The organism is Streptomyces sp. NPDC006711 (assembly GCF_042869775.1).
In the GTDB taxonomy this organism is placed as follows: domain Bacteria; phylum Actinomycetota; class Actinomycetes; order Streptomycetales; family Streptomycetaceae; genus Streptomyces.
In genome coordinates this window covers 36,756-61,478 of the sequence record NZ_JBIAGO010000026.1, presented here as the reverse complement: position 1 = coordinate 61,478, position 24,723 = coordinate 36,756, and the positions used below count along the sequence as shown (strand labels likewise).

The 24,723-nt window shown below is 68.3% G+C and carries 21 protein-coding genes; 14 read left to right on the top strand and 7 right to left on the bottom strand.

Annotated elements, in window-relative coordinates; all coding sequences use genetic code 11:
- Window positions 1-203 precede the first annotated feature (203 nt).
- The 10 genes from ACFYM2_RS32390 (at window position 204) to ACFYM2_RS32345 (ending at window position 8,600) form a co-directional block, all read left to right on the top strand.
- The gene (locus ACFYM2_RS32390) at window positions 204-641 is read left to right on the top strand and encodes a hypothetical protein (RefSeq protein WP_350232668.1); all 438 of its coding nucleotides are present in this window, start codon (window positions 204-206) and stop codon (window positions 639-641) included.
- A gap of 225 nt (window positions 642-866) precedes the next feature.
- Window positions 867-1,688 (top strand): F0F1 ATP synthase subunit A, encoded by an 822-nt coding sequence (atpB, locus tag ACFYM2_RS32385; RefSeq protein WP_359007491.1) that lies wholly within the window; start codon window positions 867-869, stop codon window positions 1,686-1,688.
- A 77-nt stretch (window positions 1,689-1,765) separates the two neighbouring features.
- Window positions 1,766-2,017: a F0F1 ATP synthase subunit C gene (locus tag ACFYM2_RS32380; protein WP_350232670.1), complete on the top strand. Its 252-nt coding sequence runs from the start codon at window positions 1,766-1,768 to the stop codon at window positions 2,015-2,017.
- A gap of 52 nt (window positions 2,018-2,069) precedes the next feature.
- Window positions 2,070-2,606 carry a F0F1 ATP synthase subunit B gene (locus ACFYM2_RS32375; RefSeq protein ID WP_350234770.1) on the top strand — a complete coding sequence of 179 codons (537 nt, stop codon included), beginning with the start codon at window positions 2,070-2,072 and terminating at the stop codon, window positions 2,604-2,606.
- Window positions 2,603-3,418 carry a F0F1 ATP synthase subunit delta gene (locus ACFYM2_RS32370; RefSeq protein ID WP_388841125.1) on the top strand — a complete coding sequence of 272 codons (816 nt, stop codon included), beginning with the start codon at window positions 2,603-2,605 and terminating at the stop codon, window positions 3,416-3,418. Before ACFYM2_RS32375 ends, ACFYM2_RS32370 begins: the two co-directional genes overlap by 4 nt.
- A 138-nt stretch (window positions 3,419-3,556) precedes the next feature.
- Window positions 3,557-5,149 carry a F0F1 ATP synthase subunit alpha gene (gene atpA, locus ACFYM2_RS32365; protein WP_350232672.1) on the top strand — a complete coding sequence of 531 codons (1,593 nt, stop codon included), beginning with the start codon at window positions 3,557-3,559 and terminating at the stop codon, window positions 5,147-5,149.
- 23 nt (window positions 5,150-5,172) lie between these two features.
- On the top strand, window positions 5,173-6,090 hold the full coding sequence (locus tag ACFYM2_RS32360; protein ID WP_359007500.1) for a F0F1 ATP synthase subunit gamma: 918 nt from the start codon (window positions 5,173-5,175) through the stop codon (window positions 6,088-6,090).
- Window positions 6,090-7,532, top strand: a complete 1,443-nt coding sequence (gene atpD / locus ACFYM2_RS32355) for a F0F1 ATP synthase subunit beta (protein ID WP_359007503.1) — start codon at window positions 6,090-6,092, stop codon at window positions 7,530-7,532. Before ACFYM2_RS32360 ends, atpD begins: the two co-directional genes overlap by 1 nt.
- A gap of 120 nt (window positions 7,533-7,652) precedes the next feature.
- On the top strand, window positions 7,653-8,027 hold the full coding sequence (locus ACFYM2_RS32350) for a F0F1 ATP synthase subunit epsilon (RefSeq protein WP_359007506.1): 375 nt from the start codon (window positions 7,653-7,655) through the stop codon (window positions 8,025-8,027).
- 126 nt (window positions 8,028-8,153) lie between these two features.
- A complete protein-coding gene (locus tag ACFYM2_RS32345; protein WP_114038179.1) occupies window positions 8,154-8,600 on the top strand; it encodes a DUF2550 domain-containing protein in 447 nt (148 codons plus the stop codon).
- 219 nt (window positions 8,601-8,819) lie between these two features.
- On the opposite strand, the gene ACFYM2_RS32340 is transcribed toward ACFYM2_RS32345, so the two are convergent.
- The gene (locus ACFYM2_RS32340; protein ID WP_359007509.1) at window positions 8,820-10,673 is read right to left on the bottom strand and encodes a glycoside hydrolase family 18 chitinase; all 1,854 of its coding nucleotides are present in this window, start codon (window positions 10,671-10,673) and stop codon (window positions 8,820-8,822) included.
- Window positions 10,674-11,104: 431 nt separating this feature from the next.
- On the opposite strand from ACFYM2_RS32340, the gene ACFYM2_RS32335 reads away from it, so the two are divergent.
- From ACFYM2_RS32335 to ACFYM2_RS32325, 3 genes are read left to right on the top strand one after another with little or no spacing between them, the layout of a single operon-like run.
- Entirely contained in the window at window positions 11,105-11,800 is a 696-nt protein-coding gene (locus ACFYM2_RS32335; protein ID WP_388841122.1) for a response regulator transcription factor, read from the top strand.
- Window positions 11,797-13,260, top strand: a complete 1,464-nt coding sequence (locus tag ACFYM2_RS32330; protein WP_359007515.1) for a HAMP domain-containing sensor histidine kinase — start codon at window positions 11,797-11,799, stop codon at window positions 13,258-13,260. The genes ACFYM2_RS32335 and ACFYM2_RS32330 overlap by 4 nt, the downstream gene beginning before the upstream one ends.
- A 43-nt stretch (window positions 13,261-13,303) precedes the next feature.
- Window positions 13,304-13,720, top strand: a complete 417-nt coding sequence (locus tag ACFYM2_RS32325) for a hypothetical protein (protein WP_388841120.1) — start codon at window positions 13,304-13,306, stop codon at window positions 13,718-13,720.
- A 785-nt stretch (window positions 13,721-14,505) separates the two neighbouring features.
- On the opposite strand, the gene ACFYM2_RS32320 is transcribed toward ACFYM2_RS32325, so the two are convergent.
- The 6 genes from ACFYM2_RS32320 to ACFYM2_RS32295 form a co-directional block, all read right to left on the bottom strand.
- Window positions 14,506-14,796 carry a hypothetical protein gene (locus tag ACFYM2_RS32320; RefSeq protein WP_359007521.1) on the bottom strand — a complete coding sequence of 97 codons (291 nt, stop codon included), beginning with the start codon at window positions 14,794-14,796 and terminating at the stop codon, window positions 14,506-14,508.
- Window positions 14,797-14,830: 34 nt separating this feature from the next.
- Window positions 14,831-18,679 carry a hypothetical protein gene (locus tag ACFYM2_RS32315; RefSeq protein ID WP_388841118.1) on the bottom strand — a complete coding sequence of 1,283 codons (3,849 nt, stop codon included), beginning with the start codon at window positions 18,677-18,679 and terminating at the stop codon, window positions 14,831-14,833.
- Window positions 18,680-19,080: 401 nt separating this feature from the next.
- Window positions 19,081-20,589, bottom strand: a complete 1,509-nt coding sequence (locus ACFYM2_RS32310; RefSeq protein ID WP_359007527.1) for a VCBS repeat-containing protein — start codon at window positions 20,587-20,589, stop codon at window positions 19,081-19,083.
- A gap of 1,069 nt (window positions 20,590-21,658) precedes the next feature.
- Entirely contained in the window at window positions 21,659-22,231 is a 573-nt protein-coding gene (locus tag ACFYM2_RS32305) for a cob(I)yrinic acid a,c-diamide adenosyltransferase (protein WP_388841115.1), read from the bottom strand.
- Window positions 22,232-22,244: 13 nt separating this feature from the next.
- Complete coding sequence (locus ACFYM2_RS32300; RefSeq protein WP_359008099.1) at window positions 22,245-23,006, bottom strand: ABC transporter permease; 762 nt, start codon at window positions 23,004-23,006, stop codon at window positions 22,245-22,247.
- A gap of 9 nt (window positions 23,007-23,015) precedes the next feature.
- Window positions 23,016-23,798, bottom strand: a complete 783-nt coding sequence (locus ACFYM2_RS32295; protein WP_359008096.1) for an ATP-binding cassette domain-containing protein — start codon at window positions 23,796-23,798, stop codon at window positions 23,016-23,018.
- A gap of 82 nt (window positions 23,799-23,880) precedes the next feature.
- On the opposite strand from ACFYM2_RS32295, the gene ACFYM2_RS32290 reads away from it, so the two are divergent.
- Window positions 23,881-24,522 carry a TetR/AcrR family transcriptional regulator gene (locus tag ACFYM2_RS32290; RefSeq protein WP_359008093.1) on the top strand — a complete coding sequence of 214 codons (642 nt, stop codon included), beginning with the start codon at window positions 23,881-23,883 and terminating at the stop codon, window positions 24,520-24,522.
- Window positions 24,523-24,723: the final 201 nt, after the last annotated feature.

The following is a 24,723-nucleotide window of genomic DNA, read 5'->3' as shown; positions in this document are numbered from 1 at the left end:
GCATCACTCTCAAGTGTGATGGGCAGCACACCCCCATGGTAAAGACCTCATCAAATAGTTTGTGATACGGTTCACGAGACCCGGCGCCAGAGCCGAAGGACCGTAGTGCGACGGTCCGTTGGCCTGAGATACCAACTCGGCCCGGGCTTACGCTCGTCCATGACGACACCACTTTGCCCCCACCAGCAAGCGGAGCTGCCGCCATGCCGTCCAACGACGCACGCACCCTTCTCCAGACCGCCCTGCCCACCGCTGCCGCCGGCGCTGTCGCGACCGTTGTCAGCGGCGTGGTCGCGGGCGGCAAGGGGGCGCTGGGTGCCATCGTCGCGACGCTGGTCGTGATCCTCTTCATGGGCATCGGACTCGTCGTCCTGCAACGCACCGCCAGGTCCTACCCGCAGCTGTTCCAGGCCATGGGTCTGGCGCTGTACACGGCCCAGCTGCTGCTGCTGTTCATCTTCGTCGCGGTCTTCAAGAACACGACGCTGTTCAACCCAAAGGCCTTTGCCATCACGCTGGTTGCGCTGACCCTCGCATGGATCGGCGCGCAGGCACGCGCGCACATGAAGGCCAAGATCCTTTATGTCGAGCCGGATTCCGCCAAGACCGAAAAGTCCGTAACGCCGGGATCGAAATCGTGAACGGTAGGGGCGGGATAAGTGCGAGTTCCGGACCCTGCTATCGTCCGGTGCCAACTGCGGCACTGCGGGCCTGGGCATCTGAGCTGACGCCTGCTCGATCGCGAGGCTTGATGCCCGACCGCCGCCCCATCATCCGAAACACCAGTCCAGTGCCGAACCGCGGCTGCGCGCCGCGCCGACACAACGAGGTTGCCGTACCCATGCGCCACGCTGAAGGAGCCCGCGGTGAGTGCTGATCCGACGCAGGTGCTCGCCTTCGAGACCAACTGCCACCTTTTCGACGGGTGTGGCTTCCCGGCTCCCGGCCTGCACTCGTTCCTGTTCAAGCCCCTCTGGGGCGACGGCGACAGCAACCTGTACTTCAACAAGACGATGTTGCTGGCCCTGCTCGGTTCGGTCGTCGTCGTGGCCTTCTTCTGGGCGGCCTTCCGCAAGCCGAAGCTCGTCCCCGGCAAGCTGCAGATGGTCGCCGAGGCCGGCTACGACTTCGTGCGCCGCGGCATCGTGTACGAGACGATCGGCAAGAAGGAGGGCGAGAAGTATGTGCCCTTCATGGTCTCGCTGTTCTTCTTCGTCTGGATGATGAACCTCTGGTCGATCGTTCCGCTCGCCCAGTTCCCGGTGACGGCGATCATCGCCTACCCGGCGGCCATCGCCGCGATCGTCTACATCATGTGGGTCAGCCTGACGTTCAAGCGGCACGGATTCGTCGGCGCCTTCAAGAACTTCACGGGCTACGACAAGTCGCTCGGCGCGGTCCTGCCGCTCTCGATGACGATCGAGCTCTTCTCGAACCTCATCGTCCGGCCGTTCACGCACACCGTGCGACTGTTCGCGAACATGTTCGCGGGCCACACGCTGCTGCTGCTCTTCACGATCGCCAGCTGGTACATGCTCAACGGCATCGGCATCGCGTACTCGGCGGTCTCGTTCGTGATGGTCATCATCATGACCGCCTTCGAGCTCTTCATCCAGGCTGTCCAGGCCTACGTCTTCGTGCTGCTGGCCTGCAGCTTCGTTCAGGGCGCTCTCGCCGAGGGCCACTGACCCAGCTCCACCCCCCAAGCCATCAGACGTCCGGTGGCCAACCCCCACCGGTCCATGAAAGAAAAGGAAGAACCGGCATGTCCGCTCTCGCGCAGACCGTCGCCGCTGGCGTCGAAATCAAGGGCAACCTGGGCTCCATCGGCTACGGCCTCGCCGCCATCGGCCCCGGCGTCGGCGTCGGCATCATCTTCGGTAACGGTACGCAGGCGCTGGCCCGTCAGCCCGAGGCCGCCGGCCTCATCCGCGCCAACCAGATCCTCGGCTTCGCCTTCTGTGAGGCGCTTGCCCTCATCGGCCTGGTCATGCCGTTCGTCTACCCGACTGTCTGACGCAGTCCTCGGATTGCATTTTTAGACGAAAGGCACTGATGTGAACCTCACCATGGTTCAGCTGGCGGCCGAGGAGCAGGAAAACCCGCTCATCCCGCCGTGGCCTGAGCTCGTCATCGGCCTCATCGCCTTCGTCATCGTCTTCGGCTTCCTCGCCAAGAAGCTCCTTCCGAACATCAACAAGGTTCTGGACGAGCGTCGTGAGGCCATCGAAGGCGGGATGGAGAAGGCGGTAGCCGCTCAGACCGAGGCGCAGAGCGTCCTTGAGCAGTACAAGGCGCAGCTCGCCGAGGCCCGCCACGAGGCCGCGCGCCTGCGGCAGGAGGCGACTGAGCAGGGCACCGCACTCATCCAGGAGATGAGGGCGGAAGGCCAGCGGCAGCGTGAGGAGATCATCGCTGCCGGTCACGCCCAGCTCGAGGCCGACCGCAAGGCCGCCGCGCACTCGCTCCGTCAGGACGTGGGCAAGCTGGCGACCGACCTGGCCGGCAAGCTGGTCGGCGAGTCCCTTGAGGACCACGCCCGCCAGAGCCGCACCATCGACCGTTTCCTCGGCGAGCTCGAGGAGAAGGCCGAGGCCGTCCGATGAACGGTGCGAGCCGCGAGGCACTGGCCGCCGCACGGGAGCGTCTTGACGCGCTGATGGACCACACGTCCGTCGACGCGGCGAAGCTCGGCGACGAGCTGGCCGCCGTCACCACGCTGCTCGACCGCGAGGTCTCGCTGCGTCGGGTCCTGACCGACCCGGCGCAGCCCGGCGAGGCCAGGGCCCAGCTGGCCGCGCGCCTTCTCGGCGGCCAGGTGGGCGGCGAGACCGCCGACCTGGTGGGCGGCATGGTCCGCTCGCGCTGGTCGCAGTCGCGTGACCTGGTGGACTCGCTCGAGGAGCTGGCGAGCACCGCCGACCTCACCGCCGCGCAGCAGTCGGGCGCGCTCGACGACGTCGAGGACGAGCTGTTCCGGTTCGGCCGCATCGTCACCTCGAGCCCCGAGCTGCGCTCCGCGCTCACCAGCCGCACCGCCACGGTCGCGGCCAAGAGCGAGCTGCTGCGCAGTCTGCTCGGCGGCAAGGCGAACCCGGTCACCGAGCGCCTGGTCGTCCGTCTGGTGACCCGGCCGCGTGGACGTAGCCTGGAAGCGGGCCTCGAGTCCCTGTCCAAGCTCGCCGCGGGCCGCCGGGACCGGATGGTCGCGGTCGTCACCTCGGCGATCCCGCTCACGGACATCCAGAAGGCGCGCCTCGGCGCGGCTCTGGCGAAGATCTACGGCCGTCAGATGCACCTGAACCTCGACGTGGACCCCGAGGTCCTTGGCGGGATCTCGGTGCGTGTCGGCGACGAGGTCATCGAAGGCACCATCGCGGAACGCCTCGAAGAGGCGAACCGGCGGCTGGCGCGCTGACCCCCGGGTCGCGCACCAACTGAATTCAGCAACACCAGCGGCCCGGTTGGGCCGTGCAGAAATTGCGGAAGATTCCTGGGGGTCGGCCCCCAGACCCCTTAGAAACTTCGGGCCCAACAAGGAGAGCAGGGAACCCAGATGGCGGAGCTCACGATCCGGCCGGAGGAGATCCGGGACGCGCTGGAGACCTTTGTCCAGTCGTACCAGCCGGACGCGGCCTCGCGCGAGGAGGTCGGTACGGTCAGCGTTGCCGGCGACGGCATCGCGAAGGTCGAGGGTCTTCCCTCGGCCATGGCGAACGAGCTGCTGCGGTTCGAGGACGGAACCCTCGGTCTCGCCCTCAACCTTGAGGAGCGCGAGATCGGTGCGATCGTCCTCGGCGAGTTCAGCGGCATCGAAGAGGGCCAGCCGGTGCAGCGCACCGGTGAGGTGCTTTCGGTCGGCGTCGGCGAGGGCTACCTCGGCCGCGTCGTAGACCCGCTCGGCAACCCGATCGACGGCCTCGGCGAGATCGAGACCGACGGCCGCCGCGCCCTGGAGCTTCAGGCTCCTGGCGTCATGGTCCGCAAGTCGGTGCACGAGCCGATGGCGACCGGTTACAAGGCCGTCGACGCGATGGTGCCGATCGGCCGTGGCCAGCGTCAGCTGATCATTGGTGACCGTCAGACCGGCAAGACCGCTCTGGCCGTCGACACGATCATCAACCAGCGCGACAACTGGCGCTCGGGCGACCCGAAGAAGCAGGTCCGCTGCATCTACGTCGCCATCGGCCAGAAGGGCTCGACCATCGCCTCCGTGCGTGGCGCCCTGGAAGAGGCCGGCGCGCTGGAGTACACGACGATCGTCGCCGCGCCCGCGTCCGACCCGGCCGGCTTCAAGTACCTCGCCCCGTACACCGGTTCGGCCATCGGCCAGCACTGGATGTACGACGGCAAGCACGTCCTCATCATCTTCGACGACCTGTCGAAGCAGGCCGACGCCTACCGCGCCGTGTCCCTGCTGCTGCGCCGTCCGCCGGGCCGCGAGGCCTACCCGGGCGACGTCTTCTACCTGCACTCGCGTCTGCTGGAGCGCTGCGCGAAGCTGTCGGACGACATGGGCGCCGGTTCGATGACGGGTCTGCCGATCGTCGAGACCAAGGCGAACGACGTGTCGGCGTTCATCCCGACCAACGTCATCTCCATCACCGACGGCCAGTGCTTCCTGGAGTCGGACCTGTTCAACGCCGGTCAGCGCCCCGCCCTGAACGTCGGTATCTCCGTCTCGCGAGTCGGTGGTTCCGCGCAGCACAAGGCGATGCGCCAGGTGTCGGGCCGTCTCCGTGTCGACCTCGCCCAGTACCGCGAGCTGGAGGCGTTCGCCGCCTTCGGTTCCGACCTGGACGCGGCTTCCAAGGCCTCCCTCGAGCGCGGCAAGCGCATGGTGGAGCTCCTGAAGCAGCCGCAGTACTCGCCGTTCCCGGTCGAGGAGCAGGTCGTCTCCATCTGGGCCGGCACCACCGGCAAGATGGACGACGTGCCGGTCGAGGACATCCGCCGCTTCGAGGCCGAGCTGCTGGAGTACCTGCGCCGCGAGCGCAAGGAACTCCTCACCTCGATCGCCGAGGGCGCGAAGATGTCGGACGACACCCTTCAGTCCGTGGCCGACGCCATCGCCGGCTTCAAGCGGCAGTTCGAGACCTCGGACGGCAAGCTCCTGGGCGACGACGTGCCGGTCAGCACCAGCAAGTGACGACGACGGAAGGGACCTGACTCATGGGAGCGCAGCTCCGGGTCTACAAGCGTCGCATCCGATCCGTCACCGCGACCAAGAAGATCACCAAGGCGATGGAGATGATCGCCGCCTCGCGCATCGTCAAGGCGCAGCGCCAGGTGGCGGCCTCCACGCCGTACGCGACCGAGCTCACCCGTGCGGTGACCGCGGTGGCGACCGGTTCCACCACCAACCACCCGCTCACCACCGAGGCCGAGGCCCCGACCCGCGCCGCGGTCCTGCTCATCACGAGCGACCGCGGTCTGGCCGGCGGCTACTCCTCCAACGCCATCAAGGCCGCGGAGAGGCTGTCGGAGCGGCTGCGCGGCGAGGGCAAGGAGGTCGACACGTACATCGTCGGCCGCAAGGGTGTCGCCTACTACGGCTTCCGTGAGCGCAAGGTCTCACAGTCGTGGACCGGCTTCACCGACAGCCCGACCTACGCGGACGCCAAGCAGGTGGCCGCGCCGCTGATCGAGGCCATCCAGACGGAGACGGCCGAGGGCGGCGCGGACGAACTGCACATCGTCTTCACGGAGTTCGTGTCGATGATGACGCAGACGCCGGTCGACAACCGGATGCTGCCTTTGTCGCTGGAGAAGGCTCAGGACGAGACGAGCACGAAGGACCACATCCTTCCGCTCTTCGACTTCGAGCCGTCGGCGGAGGACGTCCTCGACGCCCTGCTGCCGCGCTACGTCGAAAGCCGCATCTACAACGCGCTGCTTCAGTCGGCCGCTTCCGAGCACGCCGCCCGCCGCCGTGCGATGAAGTCGGCCACCGACAACGCCGGAGAGCTCATCAAGAGCCTGTCCCGGCTTGCCAACGCGGCCCGCCAGGCCGAAATCACCCAGGAAATCAGCGAGATCGTCGGTGGCTCCAGTGCGCTGGCCGACGCGACCGCGGGGAGTGACAAGTAATGACGACCACTGTTGAGACGGCCGTTGCCACGGGCCGCGTCGCCCGGGTCATCGGCCCGGTCGTCGACGTGGAGTTCCCCGTCGACGCGATGCCGGAGATCTACAACGCGCTGCACGTCCAGGTGGCCGACCCGGCCGAGGACGGCAAGCTCAAGACGCTGACGCTCGAGGTCGCCCAGCACCTCGGTGACGGCATCGTCCGCGCGATCTCGATGCAGCCCACCGACGGTCTGGTCCGCCAGGCCCCGGTGATCGACACGGGCAACGGCATCACGGTGCCGGTCGGCGACTTCACCAAGGGCAAGGTGTTCAACACCCTCGGCGAGGTGCTGAACAAGCCCGAGGAGAACGCCAACATCGGCGAGCGCTGGCCGATCCACCGCAAGGCGCCCAACTTCGACCAGCTCGAGTCCAAGACCGAGATGTTCGAGACCGGCGTCAAGGTCATCGACCTTCTCACCCCGTACGTCAAGGGTGGAAAGATCGGCCTGTTCGGTGGTGCCGGTGTCGGCAAGACCGTCCTCATCCAGGAAATGATCTACCGCGTGGCCAACAACCACGACGGTGTGTCGGTGTTCGCCGGTGTCGGCGAGCGCACCCGTGAGGGCAACGACCTCATCGAGGAGATGCAGGACTCGGGCGTCATCGACAAGACCGCCCTGGTCTTCGGTCAGATGGACGAGCCGCCGGGCACGCGTCTGCGCGTCGCCCTTGCCGGTCTGACGATGGCGGAGTACTTCCGTGACGTCCAGAAGCAGGACGTCCTCTTCTTCATCGACAACATCTTCCGGTACACCCAGGCGGGTTCCGAGGTGTCGACCCTGCTCGGCCGCATGCCCTCCGCGGTGGGCTACCAGCCGAACCTGGCCGACGAGATGGGTCTCCTCCAGGAGCGCATCACCTCGACCCGCGGTCACTCGATCACCTCGATGCAGGCGATCTACGTCCCCGCGGACGACCTGACCGACCCGGCCCCGGCCACCACGTTCGCCCACCTGGACGCGACGACGGTTCTCTCCCGTCCGATCTCCGAGAAGGGCATCTACCCGGCCGTGGACCCGCTGGACTCCACGTCCCGCATCCTGGACCCGCGCTACATCGCGCAGGAGCACTACGACGCCGCCATGCGCGTCAAGACGATCCTTCAGAAGTACAAGGACCTCCAGGACATCATCGCCATCCTCGGCATCGACGAGCTCGGCGAAGAGGACAAGCTGGTCGTGCACCGCGCCCGCCGCGTGGAGCGCTTCCTGTCGCAGAACACGCACGTCGCCAAGCAGTTCACCGGCGTCGACGGTTCGGACGTCCCGCTGGAGGAGTCGATCGTCGCGTTCAACCAGATCTGCGACGGCGAGTACGACCACTTCCCCGAGCAGGCGTTCTTCATGTGCGGTGGCCTGGAAGACCTCAAGGCCAACGCCAAGGAGCTGGGCGTCTCCTGACGCTCCGGCCACGAAGAGGGGCGGGCGCGTCCCGCCCCTCTCCGTATCGCCACCCAAGAACTGACTAGAATCGACCCAACACCCGGCCGAACCGCCGGGTGGTGACCCGAGGAGCCAACCATGGCTGCTGAGCTGCACGTCGAGCTCGTCGCCGCGGACCGCAGTGTCTGGTCCGGCGAGGCCACCCTGGTCGTCGCGCGCACCACGTCCGGCGACATCGGCGTCATGCCCGGTCACCAGCCGCTCCTTGGTGTGCTGGAGTCGGGCCCGGTGATGATCCGTACGAGCGAGGGCAGCACCGTCGTCGCGGCCGTGCACGGTGGATTCATCTCCTTCGCCGACAACAAGCTGTCGCTGCTCGCGGAGATCGCCGAGCTGGCGGACGAGATCGACGTCCAGCGCGCCGAGCGTGCGCTGGAGAGCGCGCAGTCGGAGTCGGACGCCGCCGCTGAGCGGCGTGCCGACGTACGACTGCGTGCGGTGGCGGTGCGCTAGCACTCCGCCGGAGATTTCCCTCAGCCGCGGCACGGTCCGGAACTTTCCGGAGCCGGTCGCGGCTGAGGCGATGCAGGCAGATTTTTCCGTTGCTGGATTACTGGTTGAGCGAGGAGGTCGGTGTAGATGACCCTCGCTCTGCTTGTGTGTGGTCTGGTCGTCGCGCTGGTACTGGTGGGACTCTTCGTCTTCGGTCTGCGCCGGCGGCTGATCCAGCGCTCGGGCGGGACCTTCGACTGCAGTCTGCGCTGGGGCCTTCCGGAGACGCCGGACACCAGCGGCAAGGGCTGGGTGTACGGGGTGGCCCGCTACAACGGTGACCGGATCGAGTGGTTCCGTGTGTTCTCCTACGCGCCTCGGCCGCGCCGCGTGCTGGAGCGGTCCGCCATCGATGTGGTCTCGCGCCGGCTGCCCGAGGGCGAGGAGGAGCTGGCGCTCCTGTCCGACGCGATCATTCTGGGCTGCACCCATCGGGGTACGCGGCTGGAGCTCGCGATGAGCGAGGACGCGCTGACGGGCTTCCTGGCCTGGCTGGAGGCCGCCCCGCCCGGCCAGCGCGTCAACGTGGCGTAGGCCCCGGTGCCCCCTGGGGCTCCATGCGGGTCGGCACCAGACACCCCCTAGGGGCGCGGGGAACTGCGCGAGAAGCGGGCACGGTCCGCACCGAACAGCGGGTTTCGGGGGCGCGGGGAACTGTGCGAATGGCCACGCACGGTCCGCAGACGAAAGCCTGACCCGGGGCGGGGGACGGGCCCGCTTTCCGGGTCAGGCAGGGTCGGGCAGGGGCCCGGGCTACTTGAGGCCGTTGTCGATCGCCGAGATCAACTCGCCATTCGACGTGTCGCCGCTGAACTCCCAGAAGAACGCGCCGCGAAGCCCCTGGTTCTTCACGTAACTCATCTTCCCGGTGATCGTCGACGGCGTGTCATAGCTCCACCAGTTCGACCCGCAGTGGGCGTAGGCCGTGCCCGCGATCGTGCCGGTCACGGGGCAGGAGGACTTGAGGACCTTGTAGTCCTCGATGCCCTGCTCGTACGTGCCGGGCGCAGGCCCCGTCGCCGTGCCGCCGGGCGCGTCCTGCGTGACACCCGTCCAGCCGCGTCCGTAGAAGCCGATGCCCAGGTTGAGCTTGCTCGCCGGGACGCCCTTGCCCAGGTACTTCTGGATCGCCGCGTCCGTGTTGAAGCCGGCGATCGGGATGCCGTTGTAGGAGGTGAGCGGGGAGTGCGGGGCGGTGGGGCCCTTGGCGTCCCACGCGCCGAAGAAGTCGTACGTCATCACGTTGTACCAGTCGACGTAGCTTGCCGCGCCCCCGTAGTCCGCCGCGTCCATCTTGCCGCCGGTGGAGCCGTCGGCGGTGACCGCCGCCGTGACCAGGGCCGAGCCGCCGAACTTGGCGCGCAGCGCCGCCAGCAGGTTCTTCAGGGCGGCGGGTCCGCTGGTGTCGCAGGACAGGCCGCAGGCGTTGGGGTACTCCCAGTCGATGTCGATGCCGTCGAAGACGTCGGCCCAGCGCGGGTCCTTGACCAGGGAGTAGCAGGAGTCGGCGAACGCCGCCGGGTTGGCGGCCGCCGCCCCGAAGCCGCCGGACCAGGTCCAGCCGCCGAAGGACCAGAGGATCTTGATGTTCGGGTACTTCTTCTTCAGCTCGCGCAGCTGGTTGATGTTGCCCGCGACCGGCTGGTCCCAGGTGTCGGCGGTGCCGTCCACGCTGGAGGAGGCGTCGTAGGTCTTCTGGTAGTCGGCGTAGGCGTCACCGATGGCGCACTGCCCGTTGGTGACGTTGCCGAACGCGTAGTTGATGTGGGTCAGCTTGCTCGCCGAGCCGGAGGTGACGATGTTCTTCACCTGGTAGTTGCGCTGGTAGATGCCCCAGTCGGTGAAGTAGCCGAGCCGCACCTTGTCACCGCTGGGCGCGGGCCCGCCGCCACCGCCGGTGGTCGTCACCGTCACCGTCCCCGAGGCGGGCCCGGTCTGGTCGGCGGTGTCGCGCGCGGTCACGCTGTAGGTGTACGTCGTGCCCTTGGTCAGGCCGGAGTCGGCGTACGAGGTGCCGGTGACGGTCGCTATCTTCGCCGAACCCCGGTAGACGTCGTAGTTCTTGACGCCCTTGTCGTCGGTGGCCGCCGACCAGGAGAGCGAGACCCCGGTGTCCGTGACGTTGCTCGCGGCCGGGGTGCCGGGGGCGGAGGGCGGGTTGTCGCCGGTCGGCGGCGTCGAACTCCCGTCACAGGAACCGCCGTTGAGCTTGCAGCCCGAGGGGGAACCCGAGCCCGCGCCGTTGAAGCCGAAGCTCAGGCTCGCCCCGGGGGCGAGGGTGCCGTTGTAGGACTTGTTCTTGGCGGTCCAGTGCGTTCCCGAGCTGGTGACGTCCGCGTCCCAGGCCGAGGTCACGGACGTGCCCGAGGGGTAGTCCCACTCCACGGTCCAGGAACTCAGGGCCGTGGAGCCGGTGTTCTTGATGGTCCAGGAGGCGCCGAACCCGCCGCCCCAGTCCGAGGTCTTGGCGTAGGTGGCGGTCGCGGATGTGGCGGCGTGGGCGGGGGAGGCGAGGCCGACGAGGGCGGCCACGGGGAGGGCGAGTGCGGTCAGGGCCGCTGCGGCTCTTGATCTGAAGCCCGTACGGATGCGACGTGCGGTACTCAAGGCTGCTCCCGAATGGTGCGACGGTGGTGGGGGTGGAACCCTGCTCCGTCCGGTGAGCGTGCCTGGGTGCGTCAGGGATGGCATGCTCACCACAGCAGTGTGCGGCGAGCGTAGAAAGGTCTGGACCAACCGTCAAGAGGTCCAGACCTCCGACACCCGCATCCGCCTCGGCCCGGCAATTGCCGTGTCGGGACGCCCACTTGAGCCCGGCCGCGCGTCTCCGGCCTGTCCGGGCGGCCGCTGACGTGGGGCTTCACCGAAGCCTTCACCGGGGCCTCCGCCCTGCCGGGACGGGCCGCGGTCAGCGCGTAAAACAGCCGAGGCGCACTCCGCGAACCGCTACGAGCGCTCCCCGGCGCACACAGCCGAGGACCGTACGCTGACCCGGCGATGGGCGGACGAGGTGAGCGGGACCAAGTGAGGGAGCGCGGATGAGCGGGACGGATCGGGCCGGTGACGTCCTGGTCGTGGACGACGACGCCGCCGTACGCCGCTCGCTCGACCGGGGGCTTCGGCTGCACGGGTTCCGCGTGCGCACCGCCGACGGCGGCCCCGCCGCCCTCGCCGCGATCGCCCGGCGCCCGCCCGACGTCCTTGTCCTGGATGTGTCCATGCCCGGCATGAGCGGCATCGAGGTGTGCGCAGCGCTGCGGCGGGACGGGCACGACCTGCCCGTCCTGATGCTCTCGGCGCTCGACGAGACCGCCGACCGGATCGCCGGGCTCCAGGCGGGCGGCGACGACTACCTGGTCAAACCCTTCGCCTTGCAGGAACTGGTGCTGCGCCTGCGCGCCCTGCTGCGCCGGCGGCCGCCCGCCGAGCACGACGTGGTCCGTGCCTTCGGCCTCGTCATCGACCCCTCGGCCCGCACCGCGCACCGCGACGGCCGTCCCCTCGACCTCACCCGGCGCGAGTACGCGCTGCTCGACGTGCTCGCGCGCAATGCCGGGATCGTCCTGACCCGCGACCAGCTGCTCGAACGGGTCTGGGGGTACGACGTCGACGTACGCACCGACGCCGTGGACACCTTCATCAGCTATCTGCGCCGCAAACTGGAGGCGGACGGCGCGCCCCGGCTCGTGCACACCGTGCGCGGTGTCGGCTTCGTCCTGCGGGAGCGGCCGTGAAGCTCTCCACCCGTATCGCGCTCGCCGTCGGCGTCACCGTTCCGCTCCTGGTGCTGGCCTGCGGCGGGCTGCTGCTCGCCCTCGTCGCCCGCGATCTGCGCCAGGCCGAGGACAGTCATCTGCGGGCCAGGGCCGCCGCCATCGCCCCGGACGCCCGGACGCTGCTGCGGGCCGCCGCCAACGGGCAGCCGAGCGCGGAGGAGAACCGCCAACGCAGGCTGTTCAACGCCGCGTTGGACGTGGGCGTACGTCTCACCGGCCCCGACGGCACCTTCAGCGGCGGCCCCCAGCCCGGCCCGGCGGTGACGCTGCCCGCGCCCGGCAAGGGACCGGTCACCGTGCGCGGCGGCGGCCGGAGCTGGCGGGCGTACGCACTGCCCGTCAAGGGGGCCCAGGTCTCCGCCACGCTGTGGGTGTTCGCGCCGGACACCGCGAGCCGCGCCCAGATCGCCCTGGTCCGGGGGCGCGTCGTCACCACCGCGCTGCTCGCCGCCCCGCTGTCGGCGTTGCTGGCCTGGGCGATCGCGAGCGGCGCGGCCCGTCCGCTGGGGCGGCTGCGCAAGGCGGCGGCCGGACTCGACCCGCGCGCCACCTCCGTACGCCTGGCCCACCGCCCGACCCGGATCGCCGAGGTCGACGACCTGGCCGCCACCCTCCAGACCGTCCTCGCCCGCTACGACGAACAGGCCGCCCGCACCGCCGAGGCCCTGGACACCGCCCGTTCCTTCTCGGCCGCCGCGTCGCACGAACTGCGCAACCCGCTGATGAGCATGGGCACCAACCTGGACGTCCTGGCCCACCCCGGCCTCGCGGACGCCGAGCGCGCCGAGGTCGTGGACGACCTGCGCCGCGAGCACGCGCGGCTGCTCGGCATGCTGGTGGCGCTGCGCGAGCTCGGGCGCGGGGACCTGGTCGAGGCCGACGCGTTCCGGGTGCTCGACGTCGCGGAGGTCGCCGACGCCGCGGTCGCCGAGGCCCGCAGGCGCGCCCCGGACGCCGTGATCACGCTGGCGGCGGGGCCTGCGCCGGTGCACGGCTGGGAGCCGGGGATCCGCATCCTGCTCGACAATCTGCTGGGCAACGCCCTCGCGCACGGCAGGGACGCGCTCGGCCGCGCCCATATCGCGGTCGCCGTCGCGGTGGCCGGGAGCGAGGTGCTGATCACCGTCGAGGACCGGGGGCCCGGCATCGCGCCGGCCGACCGCCAGGAGGTGTTCCGCCGCTTCCACCGGGGGCCCGGCAGCACCGGATCCGGGCTCGGGCTCACCCTCGTCGCCCAGCAGGCGGCGCTGCACCGGGGCCGCGTGGAGCTGGGCGCGGGGGCCGACGGCGCCGGGACCCGGTGCACGGTACGGCTGCCCCGCGAAGACCCGGGCCGGGCCGGGGAACTCCCGGGGCGGCGGGACTGGTTGACGCTCACCGCCGAGCGGTCACAGAGTTCCCACAAAGAGCCTTCCTAGGTTGTGGGGCGTACCGGTCCCCACCTTCTGGGAGGCAACAGCCATGAACAATCCCATCTCCAACCACCGCCGGATCGCGGCGGCCGCGCTCGCCGCGGCGGCGGTGCTGACCGTGACCGCGCCCAGCGCCTTCGCGGACTCGACGCCGTCGAAGGCGGCCACCGCGCCGGCGCCCACGACGGACGGCGCCAAGGGCATCTGCAAGCGGGCGCCCAAGGCGGACCAGCGCATCGAGCGCGCCCTGAACCGGCTCGACGGGGGCGCGACCACGGTGGGCTCGGTGGCGCGCATGCAGCAGCGGGAGGACAACGCGAAGAAGGAGGGGCACACCGCGATCGCGACCCTGCTCGACCACAAACTCGCCTACCGCAAAGGGTTGGTGACGACCCTTCAGCAGCGTCAGAAGGACCTCAAGGACGTGACGGCGTGGTGCCGGGCGAACAACAACGGGACGAAGTGATGCGGGGGCGGCGGGTGCGCTTCGGCTTGGCGGCGGTGGCTCTCACCGGTGTGCTCGCCGCGGGGTGCGGGCATGGGCATCCGGCATCCGGGGCGTCGTCCTCCGGGACGGAGCGGCAGATGGAGCGGAAGGTCAGCGACGCGGAGTCCGCGGCGGCGGCGGCAGACGCGGACACCACCGCAAACCAATAACCCCGCCCCCTGGGGCTCCGCCCCAGACCCCGTCCGGCCTGAACGGCCTCGTCCTCAATCGCCGGACAGGCTGAGGTATGCCGGGTGGGCCAGCACCAGCCCCGCCCAGGGGCGCGGGGAACTGCGCGAGGAGCGCCCACGGCCCGCAGCCGACGTCCCTGGGGCTCCGCCCCAGACCCCGTCCGGCCTGAACGGCCTCGTCCTCAATCGCCGGACGGGCTGAGGTATGCCGTGCGGACCAGCACCAGCCCCGCCCAGGGGCGCGGGGAACTACGCGAAGAGCGCCCACGGCCCGCAGCCGACGCCCCTGGGGCTCCGCCCCAGACCCCGGTCGCAGCACTGCCGAGCGGTCGAGGCTGGGTGGGCCGCCTCCAAGGAAGCGGCATTCGGCCGCGAAATAGCCGACAGTCTGCTGTCGAGGCACGCCCAGTTGATCCGTCGGGCCGGCGGCTGCGCAGGAGCAGGACGCGCTACTCGTGGATGGCAAGGCCGGCGCATCGCGGCATCCAACAGTCCACCGCAACGCGCTCGGCGCCCCTCGTAGTTCCGCGCCCCGCAGGAGGCGCGGAACTCGACGCCTACCGAACCTGTCTCTCAGTCCAGTTGGGGCAGGACGTGTGTGGCCAGGCCATACTCCCGGAAGATGTCCTCCAGCGCGAGAGCCATGGCATCGATGCCTCCGTTTCGCACAATCACCAGATCACGCACTTGGAAGTAGGCCCCCGAGAGGGATTCCCCTGTGGTGGACCAACGATCCATCAATGAGGTGATCCGCTCTACCGTCATGAGCGTAGCACTCCAACGCGTCCCATCCTTCGCCGTGATGATGGCGTCGACGTCAGCAATAGATCCTGGATCCTCATCCTCTGAAATCGAGAATTCCACCTTCAGCCCGAGAGTTCCGATCTCCCTCGTGGTGTCACTTCGCAAAAATCTTCTCCAATCGGGCGATTACCTTGGGCTCGTTACCCTTGTCGGCTTTTGCGACAATTTCCACCCCACCTTCAACCATGCGGAAGAAGAGCCGTCCTCCATTCTTTCCTCGCGAATATCTTACATCCTTGGTTGTAGTGAGGACTTTGTTGTACAGACCGGGCGCATCATTCCCCTTCGACAACTCCTCAAACAGATGGTCGAAGTCCCTCTGGGCGTCCATGTTGCGACCTGCCTTCCGAGCCTCCTTAGTAAGAACAGAGTCCTTACCGATGGAGGACTTCATGCAGATCTTTACTCCCGCCCGAGCAGCCGGTGCCGCCCGAAGGGGCGCCTTCTGCGCGGAGAACGACACTGCTCCACCGATGTCCGACGCGAGGTTGAGCAGGCATTGTGCAGGGGCCGCCCCCTTGCGCAGAAGTTCGAGGAGCTTACGAAGACGGTCGAGGGTGTGCTTGGCCTGACTCACGTCTTCAAAGAACTTGGCGATCCCGGAGCTGACTTTCCATACCGCTTTCCCTACGGCAGGAGCTTTGCCTACGACTGCGACCAGGCTCACCACGTTAACGAGTGACCATAGGCAGCTTTCAACATCCCCCGCACTGAGACAACGCCGAAAGTCCGGTACGCCGATGAGGCCGAGCAGGATTTCTCCGCCGTTCTGCTTGGCCCAGTCAATGACATCCAGGGACGCAAGAGCCTTGGCTGAACGGTAATCATCGACGCAGCTCTCTCCGCATTCCGCGCGGAGTAGGGACTCATCGCTTCCTGAAAGGTCTGGTCCGCTGTCCGGTGAACTTTCTTGAGCCAGGGCGGCCTGCTCGGCCTCAAGCTCTCTGCGGTCTTCTGCCTCTGCGTTGGTCGCAGCTGTTTCTGCTTCCGAAGCTGCACCCTCCGCATTTACGGCCGCGGTCTCAGCCGATGAGGCGTCTTTCTCCGCTTCAGCGGCTGCAGTTCGCGCGCCAGTAGCATCGGACTCGGCTGCGGTTGCTGCGGATCGGGCGCTGACGGCGTCACGTTCAGCTTCCGTTGCATCGCGGTCAGCTTGCGCGGCAGCCGAGGTGGCGTCTGCCGCAGCGAAGCCTGCGTACATCGCATCTGCACCAGCGTCAGCGTTGTACTTCTGGGCGTTGGCGTCGGATTTCTTGGCTGCCTCGGCTGCTTTGGCGGCTTCTCCCGCTGAAGCACGGGCAGCCGCAGAGGAAGTCAGAGCTCGCTGCGCGTCAACGGCTGCGTCAGCCGCAGCCTGTAGCGCGATTTTGGCGTCACCGTTCGCCTTGGCGGCCAGAGTCGCCGCGTCGGCAGATGCCTTTGAAGCTTCTCTGCTCTTGGCTTCCGCCGCTGATGCCTGCTGCTCAGCGAGCGGCTTGGCCGTCTGTCCGATCAAGACCGCGAAGGCCGCCGAGGTATCTGTTTCGCGATACGAGGATCCGAGGCCCACCGCCTCGTCAGCGGCCTTTGCAACAGTGATTGATGCATCTCGAGCGCCTAGAGCAGCTTGTGAGGCCGCGGAGGCAAAGCCTGCGGTCTTCGCGGACCATGCTGCGGTTTTGGCTGCTTCGGCCTTCGCGCCTTCCGCATCAGCATGTGCCTTGGCCGCTGCGGCCTGCGCCGCCTTCGCCTGAGTATCTGCTTTGTCGGCGTTCGCCTTTGCCGCCGCCGCCGCATCGACGGCCTCGCCCGCCGCAGCGTGTGCTGTCGCAGCAGCGGAGTTCGTGGTCTGGAACGCGGACCACGCCGCTTCCGCCGCGGCGTTCGAACGGAACGCCGCTGCTTCGGAACGGGTTGCGGCCGCCCGAGCGTTCTGAGCCGCCGTGGACGCCTCGTCGGCCGCCGTGCGGGCGCGCCCCGCTGCCGCAGTGGCCTCGTTGGCCGCCGTACGTGCCTCATTGGCGGCAGCACGGGTCTCAGTCGCAGCTGCGGTGCCTTCAGCTGCCGCCGCAGCGGCCTCCAGCGCGGCAGCCCTGGCTTCACTCGACTTTCGGTTTCGCTCGGCCGCCTGCGCCCTGTCCCGTGCTTCATACGCGCGTTGCTCGGCGTCAACCGCTTCAGACGCCCTGTCATTTGCCGTGCCGGCGGCAGCTTCGGCGAAGGTGCGCTGCCGGCCTGCTGCGTCGCGTTCGGTCTGGGCTCGCTGCTCGGCTGCGGAGGCCTTCTCGTGCTGGCTTGCCGCGGTGTCTCGTTCGCGCTCTGCGTTGGCCTTCTCGCTCTCCGCGATGCCGCGTTGCTTCTTGGCCTCAGCGGCACCGCTCTTCGCTGTCTGCTCAGCGGTTTCAGCGGTCGACTGAGCCCTCTTGGCCGTCACCGCATTGGCGGCGGCGTCCTTGGCCAGTTTCTCGGCGGAGTCCGCTGCTGCCTTGGCCTGGGCGCGGGCTTCCAGCGCTGCGGCCTTTCTGAACTCGGTGTTCATGGCGTGCGACTGCGTTTGAGCCAGGGCGTAGAGGGCCTGGCTGTCGGCCATGTTGGCCTGGATGGCCTTGGAGGCGGTCAGGACCGTGGCGGCGGCTGCCTGGGCGGCGGCGTAGTCCGCTTTGGCGATCTGTACGGAGGTCTGGGCGTACATGAGGGCACGACCGCGCGGGACGTTGTTCTGGTCGGCGATCGTCCAGGCCGCCGATTGGGCGGCAGTCGCCTGGTCTGCCGCTGTCTTGGCCCGTGCTACCGCGGCGTTCGCGTCCTTGACCAGCTGGGGGGCGCGGTCTCTGATCAGTGCCAACTGACGCGCCGCATTCTTCTGGGCGGTCAGAGAGGGCTTGTTCCAGGCATCGGGGTGGTCACGAAACCACTGCTGCCAGAAGAGGATCTGGTCGGCGAGCCAGGACTGGCGTATCGCTTCGATCATCAAGTCCGCTGTGGTGCGTGCCTCCTGGGAAGCAGCCGCCTCGGCGGTGACGATGTCCTTGCGCTGGGTGGTCTGAGAGGCGTATTCGGTCTCCCATTCACCATATGCTTGCATGACAGGCCCGTTCAGAGCGCTGTAATGGTCCACGGGGTTACGACTGTCGCAGGCCGACCAAGCCATCTTGAGGTTTTCGACCTCGGTCCGGAACTCAAGCGAGTCCGGCTCGGGCGCCTTCGTGGCAAAACCGCCAAAGCGCAGGAAGGTGGCGATGTCATTGGCCGAGTTGGCTTTGCCATCGGTTATCCCGAGGCCGCTGAACGCGCTGCCACCCGCCAAGTACTTGTATTCCGTGGCCCAGTAATCACCACCCGTATCGAAGGCGTCATAGACCTTCTTGGCCTGAGCGATGGACTCCGCACCGGGGTGCGGCGAGGGATCCGTCCATACGTTGCCAGGTATCTTCTTCCACCCCTCCAGCGTGAAACCGGCGATGTCATCGCCAATCCGCGGGGCGAAGTAGGGGCGTCCGCCATCAGCGTTGGCCCCGGCGTAGGGAACGTGGTCGTCTTCGAGCTGTTTCTGTCGTCGCTGGAACTCGGCACTGTATGCGTTGGCCGCGTTGAGGTCCTTTTGAGAGGCGTCGGAGTACTCCTTACTGGGGTATACGCCGCCATCTCCACGCAGTGCGGTTTCGATGCCGGCATCGGAACCGGCCAGGGTGGCGTTGGCGAAGACTTTGCGTTCCGGTCCGCCGTAGTGGACGGCCAGTCCCAGAGAGCAGCGGTCTTGCCGGGCTCTCTCCCCCAGGCTCATGCGCAGGGGGCGGGCGAACGGGTCGGGCGGGATGCCTCCAGGTTCGTCCGCCCGCGCGGGCATGGCGCCCATTAACCCCGCCAGGACGGCGGCAGCGGTTGCCAAAGCAGTGCCGCTCATTCCTCGTGCCAGGGCGGCGCGTTTGCCGCGTCGTGATCCGAACAGGGTTCTTCGTCGCATCGGTGCACTCCTCGAAGGTGCTGGCTGAGCCAATGAGGAGAAAGCGAACGGAATCCTGGCTGTCACAGTCGGACAAGGCGCGACAGGCGGCCGCCCTGCGTTATTTGCGTCAGAACCATGGATCGGTGAGCCTTCCCCCCGAAAGCTCACCGATCTTTACACGGCTCACACCTCTACGGAAGGGTAAAGCCAACGCAATCTAAAGCCCATGCTGTCGACGTCTGAAAGGCGCCACCCCATCGCGCGGAATACGCTTGCGCCCTGACGGGGAATCGCCAAACTGCCGGATCTACGACTTATATCGCGGGGTCGACGGAGAGAGTCCCCCGCGCCGCAACACCGCTGTGCTTTTGTGGCGAAGGTTTACCGCTCTCAATGCTTCGAAGAGTGCGATCTCATCTTCAGTAAATCGCCTTGTGCATGTTCCAGCCGGAGCCGAACTTGCTCTTGGTGTGGAAGGTCCCGGTGCCGTCGGCGTCGTAGCGCCACGAGATACCCGCGGCGTCCGTACCCACGAGGTCGGCGAGGCCGTCGCCGTTCATGTCGCCGGGGGCGGCGATCTTGTTGTAGATGTTCCAGCCGCCACCGATGTCGACGCGTGCGCCGAACCCGGCCTTCGCTGCGCCGGGGTAGAGCCACAGATGGCCGGTGGCGGGTTCCCGGGCGAGCAGGTCGGGCAGCCCGTCGCCGGTGACGTCACCGGCGCCGACGAGGATGTCGAAGGCGTTCCATCCGCCGCCGATGTCGGTGCGGGATCCGATGCCGTCGGCTCCGTTGCCGGGGTAGAAGTAGAGGTGCCCGGCAGAGTCTCGGGCCAACAGGTCGCCGTTGCCGTCGTTGTTGAGGTCTCCGATGCCTGCGAAGGCGGTCATGACGTTCCATCCGGCGCCGACGTCCTTACCGCTGATCTCGAGATGGCCGTCGGCGCGTACCAGGGTCAGGGTGGACCAGCGGGAGGTGTTGTTCATCGAGGAGGCGCTGGACAGCTTGTTCAGGGCGTAGCTGGTCATGTCGCCGTCGATGAGGAGCCGGTCGGCGAGGGAGCCGTCGCCCCGGGCGAGGTAGTAGTTGAGCGTGTTGGTGGTGTCCCAGCCGATGAGTTCGTTCTTGCCGAAGAAGGGGTTGCCGCCGGAGTTCACGAGGGTGGCGCCCCGCCAGCCGGTGCCGAGCTGGACGCGGGCCCCGAGACCGCCCTTGTCGTCGCCGGGGTACATCCACAGGGTTCCCGCGACGTCGCGGGCGATCAGGTCGACGTGCCCGGTGTTGTTGTCGAGGGTGAGGATCTGGTTGTAGTCGCCCCAGCCGCCACTGATTTTGACCATGGACTTCAGGGGGGCCGAGGCGTTGCCGGTGCCGGCGTAGAAGAACAGGTCGCCGGCCGGGGTGCGGGCTACGACGTCACCCAAGCCGTCACCGTTCATGTCTCCGGCGCCCACGACTTGATCGAAGATGTTCCAGCTCCAGCCGACCTGGATCCGGTTGGCGAACGGTGCCGCCAGGTTTCCGGTGCCTGCGAAGAGGTAGAGGTCGCCGTTGGGGGTGCGGGCCATCAGGTCGTTCTTGCCGTCGCCGGTCACGTCGCCCGGCACGAAGACCTTGTTGTAGATCTGCCAGCCTTTATCTGACCAATTCGGCTTGCCGTAGTTGTTCGACGGCACCAGCTTCAACGAGCCGTCCGGCCCCAGCACCAGCAGCTCGGGGTCTCCGTCACCGTCCAGATCACCGGGTTCGATGACGTCCTTCCACGTTCCCGACGGATCCGGAAGTGTGTACCCCGGCACATAAAGCTCGGCTTCGCCCGTCTTCCACCGCGCCAGATACAGCTGATCGTCCAGGCCACGCATCAGCAGATCGCTGACGCCGTCCTTGTCGGCGTCGAACCGCGGCGTGACCGCCCCTGCCGCACGCACACCAGCTGCCGGCGAAGAGCGGGGACCAGAGGGAAGCTTTAGGCCCGGCGCTGTCCAGCGCGGCTGCACAGGCTTGGCCAGAGCCGGCCGCTTCACCTGGCCATCCGCCGCGGCTGGCGCCGCCAACGCTCCCAGCCCAAACATCGCAACCGCCGCGCCCACCGCGAACCGGCGCAAAAGCGCACCATACCTACGCATCGCGAATCCCCCCACAGGAAACGAGGCACCCGGCGACATCACCAAAACGAGACGTCCACACACCGAGCGCCAACCGCACAGACCCGTGCCGCCGCAACGCCGCACACGAACCCTTCACGGAACACCCGCGAAACATACAGGTAGTTCACAGGATCTGGGAGATCGTTTCCGGCTCGCTGGCGAGAACGTAGCGCTCGACGGGTCTACCTTCTGTTTGTCCTTGCCGTGGGTGGTGCCGCCGGGGGCGGCCTCGACGGCGTCGTAGACCTGGCCGAACGAACTCCTTGAGGCCGTCGATCCTGACGACGGTCAGTTCCGCTCTACCCGGCGTGGTGCGCTGGGCCGCAGCAGACCTTCCCGGTCACAGCACTAGGTATGCCCATGCGGGCCGGCGCCGAGTAGTCAGGGGCGCGGGGAACGGCGCGCCCAGCCCCGCACGGTCCGCAGTCGAGCTCCCTGGGGCTCCGCCCCAGACCCCGTTCGCGCCTGAAGGGCGCTCGTCCTCAATCTCCCCCAAGGCCTTAAGGGCCAGGGGGGACCCCCATGACGGGCTGAGGTGGCCGATGCGGGCCAGCACGGACCCCGCCCAGGGGCGCGGGGAACTGCGCGAGGAGCGCCCACGGTCCGCACCCGAGCTCCCTGGGGCTCCGCCCCAGACCCCGTTCGCGCCTTAAGGGCGCTCGTCCTCAAACGCCGGACGGGCTGACTATGCCCGCGCGGGCCAGCACGGACCCCGTCAGGGGCGCGGGGAACGGCGCGAACGGGCGCGCGCGGCCCGCGATCCGTGTGGACCGGATGCCATCCCGCCAGGGGGCCGGGGAGCCACCCCCCGCACCCTCAACCCGGCCGCACTCGCCCCCAAATAGCGGCGTTACCGCTCTCCCCCCGGCACCCACAACACATCCCCCACCCCCACATTGGCCACGCGGGCCAGGATGAACAGGAGGTCGGAGAGGCGGTTCAGGTAGGTGGCGGTGAGGGGGTTCATCGCCTCGCCGTGGACCTCGAACGCCGCCCACGTCGAGCGCTCCGCCCGCCGCACCACCGTGCACGCCTGGTGCAGCAGCGCCGCCCCGGGCGTGCCGCCGGGCAGGATGAAGCTCCGCAGCTTCTCCAGGTCCTCCAGGAAGCGGTCGCAGTCCGCCTCCAGCTTGTCCACGTACGACTGCTCGACCCGCAGCGGCGGGTACTCGGGGTTCTCGACGACCGGCGTCGCGAGGTCCGCCCCGACGTCGAAGAGGTCGTTCTGGACCCGGACGAGCACCTTCACGACCTCCTCGGACAGCTGCCCGAGCGCGATGGCCGTGCCGATGACGGCGTTGGCCTCATTGGCGTCGGCGTACGCCGCGATCCGCAGATCGGTCTTGGCGGTCCGGCTCATGTCGCCCAGGGCCGTCGTGCCCTGGTCGCCGGTGCGGGTGTAGATGCGCGTCAGATTGACCATGCCGCCAGCGTAGTTACGCTCCGGCCGTCCGGAAGACCCGTGTGCCCACCGTCACGGCCGCCCCCGCGAACCCCGCCGCCACCAGGGCCCCGTACAGCATGGCCGGCGTGGCGTACGCGCCGAGATAGGCCGAGCGCACCGCGTCCACCAGATAGCGCAGCGGCGTGAAATGCGAGAGCACGTTCAGCCAGGCTGGCGCGAGCGTCATGGGCAGCATCAGACCGGAGAGCAGCATCGAGGGCATGGCGATGGCGTTGACCAACGGGCCGAACCCCTGGGGCGTGGGCACCTTCATGGCCAGCGCGCACGACAGCGAGGCCAGCGCCAGGGCCAGCAGGGCCACGAAGGCGAAGCCTATGAGGATGCCGGGGAGCGGGGCCCGCAGGCCCATCGCCAGGGCGGTCAGGACGAGCAAGCCCGCCTGGAAGACGAAGAGCGCGCAGTCCCGAAGGACCCGGCCGAGCAGCAGCGCAAGACGGGACACGGGCGTGACGCGCAGGCGCTCCACGACGCCCCAGCTGTTCTCGATGATGACCCCGAAACCCGTGAACGAGGCGCCGAACAGGGCGAGTTGGAGCAGCAGGCCGGGCACGAGCACCTGCCAGGAGCTGCCCCGGGAGCCCAGCGGCATGCCGGTCAGAAGCGGGCCGAAGAAGAGCAGGTAGAGCAGCGGCATCAGGACGCCGAAGAAGATCTGGAACTTGGAGCGCAGGGTCTGGCGGGCGTACCTGCCGAAGACCAGCGCGGTGTCACGCAGCAAAGGTGAGACGGTCATGGGGGAGTCCTAGACGGCTACGGGGGCGGTTTCCTGGGGGGTGGCGCTGCGCCCGGTGATGGCGAGGAAGGCGTCCTGGAGCGAGGCGGCCGCGCTTTTCGCGTACCGGGTCTTGAGGTGGGCCGGTGTGCCCTCGGCCGCGACCACGCCCCGGTCGACGACCACCAGGCGGTCGGCGAGCGCGTCGGCCTCGTCCAGGTAGTGGGTGGTGAGGAAGACGGTGGTGCCGTGCTCGGCGCGGATCCGCCGGACCAGGTCCCACAGGTCGGCGCGGCTGCCCGGGTCGAGCCCGGTGGTCGGCTCGTCGAGGAAGAGCACCTTGGGCCGGTGCGTCAGGCCCATCGCGATGTCCAGCCGCCGGCGCTGGCCGCCGGAGAGCGTGGACGTCTTGCGTTCCAGGAGGTCTTCGAGGCCGAGCTCCGCCGCCAATTCCCGCGCGCGCAGGGCGGCTTGGGGTTTGGTGAGCCGGTAGAGGCGGCCCTGGGTGACCAGCTCCTCGCGTACCGAGACGGTGGGGTCGAGGCCGCCGGACTGGGCCACGTATCCGCACGCCGCGCGCACCGCCGACGGCTCGCGCACCAGGTCGTACCCGGCCACGGTCGCGGCGCCGCCGGTCGGCGGGAGCAGCGTGGTGAGCATGCGCAGGGTCGTGGTCTTGCCCGCGCCGTTGGGCCCGAGGAAGCCCAGGATCTCGCCCTCGCGCACCGTCAGGTCGATGCCCCGCACCGCCTCGACAGGCCCGCCCCTGCCCTGGAAGGTCCGGGCGAGCCCGGCCGTGCTGATGATTGCCATGGCTCCAGAAAAACAGAGTCTCACCAATTTTGCAATGCCTCTAAGTTTTAAGGGGGTGCAGTGGTTCGTCTACGCTGGCGGCATGGCAGAAGGGCTCAGGGAGCGGAAGAAGCGCGAGACCAGGCAGCGGATCTCGGATCTGGCCACCGGGCTCTTCATCGAGCGCGGCTTCGAGGCGGTCACCATCGCCGAGATCGCCGACGTGGCCGACGTCTCGGTGAACACCGTCTACAACTACTTCCCCGCCAAGGAAGACCTGTTCTTCGACCGGAGCCACGGCGTCGTGGACCGGCTCTCGCGCTGGGTGCGCGGTCGGGACGAGGGGGAGTCGGCCGCCGCCGCCGTCCTGCGCGAGCTGCGCGCCGAGGTGGAGTCGGTGTCGCCCCGGGTCGGCCTGATGGAGGACTACAGCCGGTTCATGGCCGTCATCCACGACTCGCCCGCGCTCAAGGCCCGGTTGTGGGCGGTGGGCCAGGAAGTCCTGGAGAACCTGGACACCACCTTGCGCCAAGAGGTCCAAGCGCGCCCGGATGAGCCGCTGCCCTCACTGGTCGCCGGGCAGATCAGCTGGGTCCACCAGACGGCGATGGCGGCCATCGGCCGCGAGATGATGGCCGGCCGCGACCCGAGGGAGGTCTCCCGCGAGGTGCTGGTCCTGATCGACGAGATGGAGGGGCTGCTCGGGGACGGTGTGCTCAACTACGCCGTACGGGGCGCCCGCTGAGACCCACCTCACGCCGACTGGTGAACCGGTGTGTGATGTCCGTCATGAAAAAAGGCGTGGGCGGCTCGAAGAGCCTCGTAAAGGGGCGGCGGCCGGGAGGCGGGCGGGCGTGACGCGTATCTCTTCGCCCTCCCAGAAGGCCGCTCGGCCGATAGCCTCCGCCAAGAAGGCTTGGGTGGAAACCTGTTGGAGGGAAGTGTC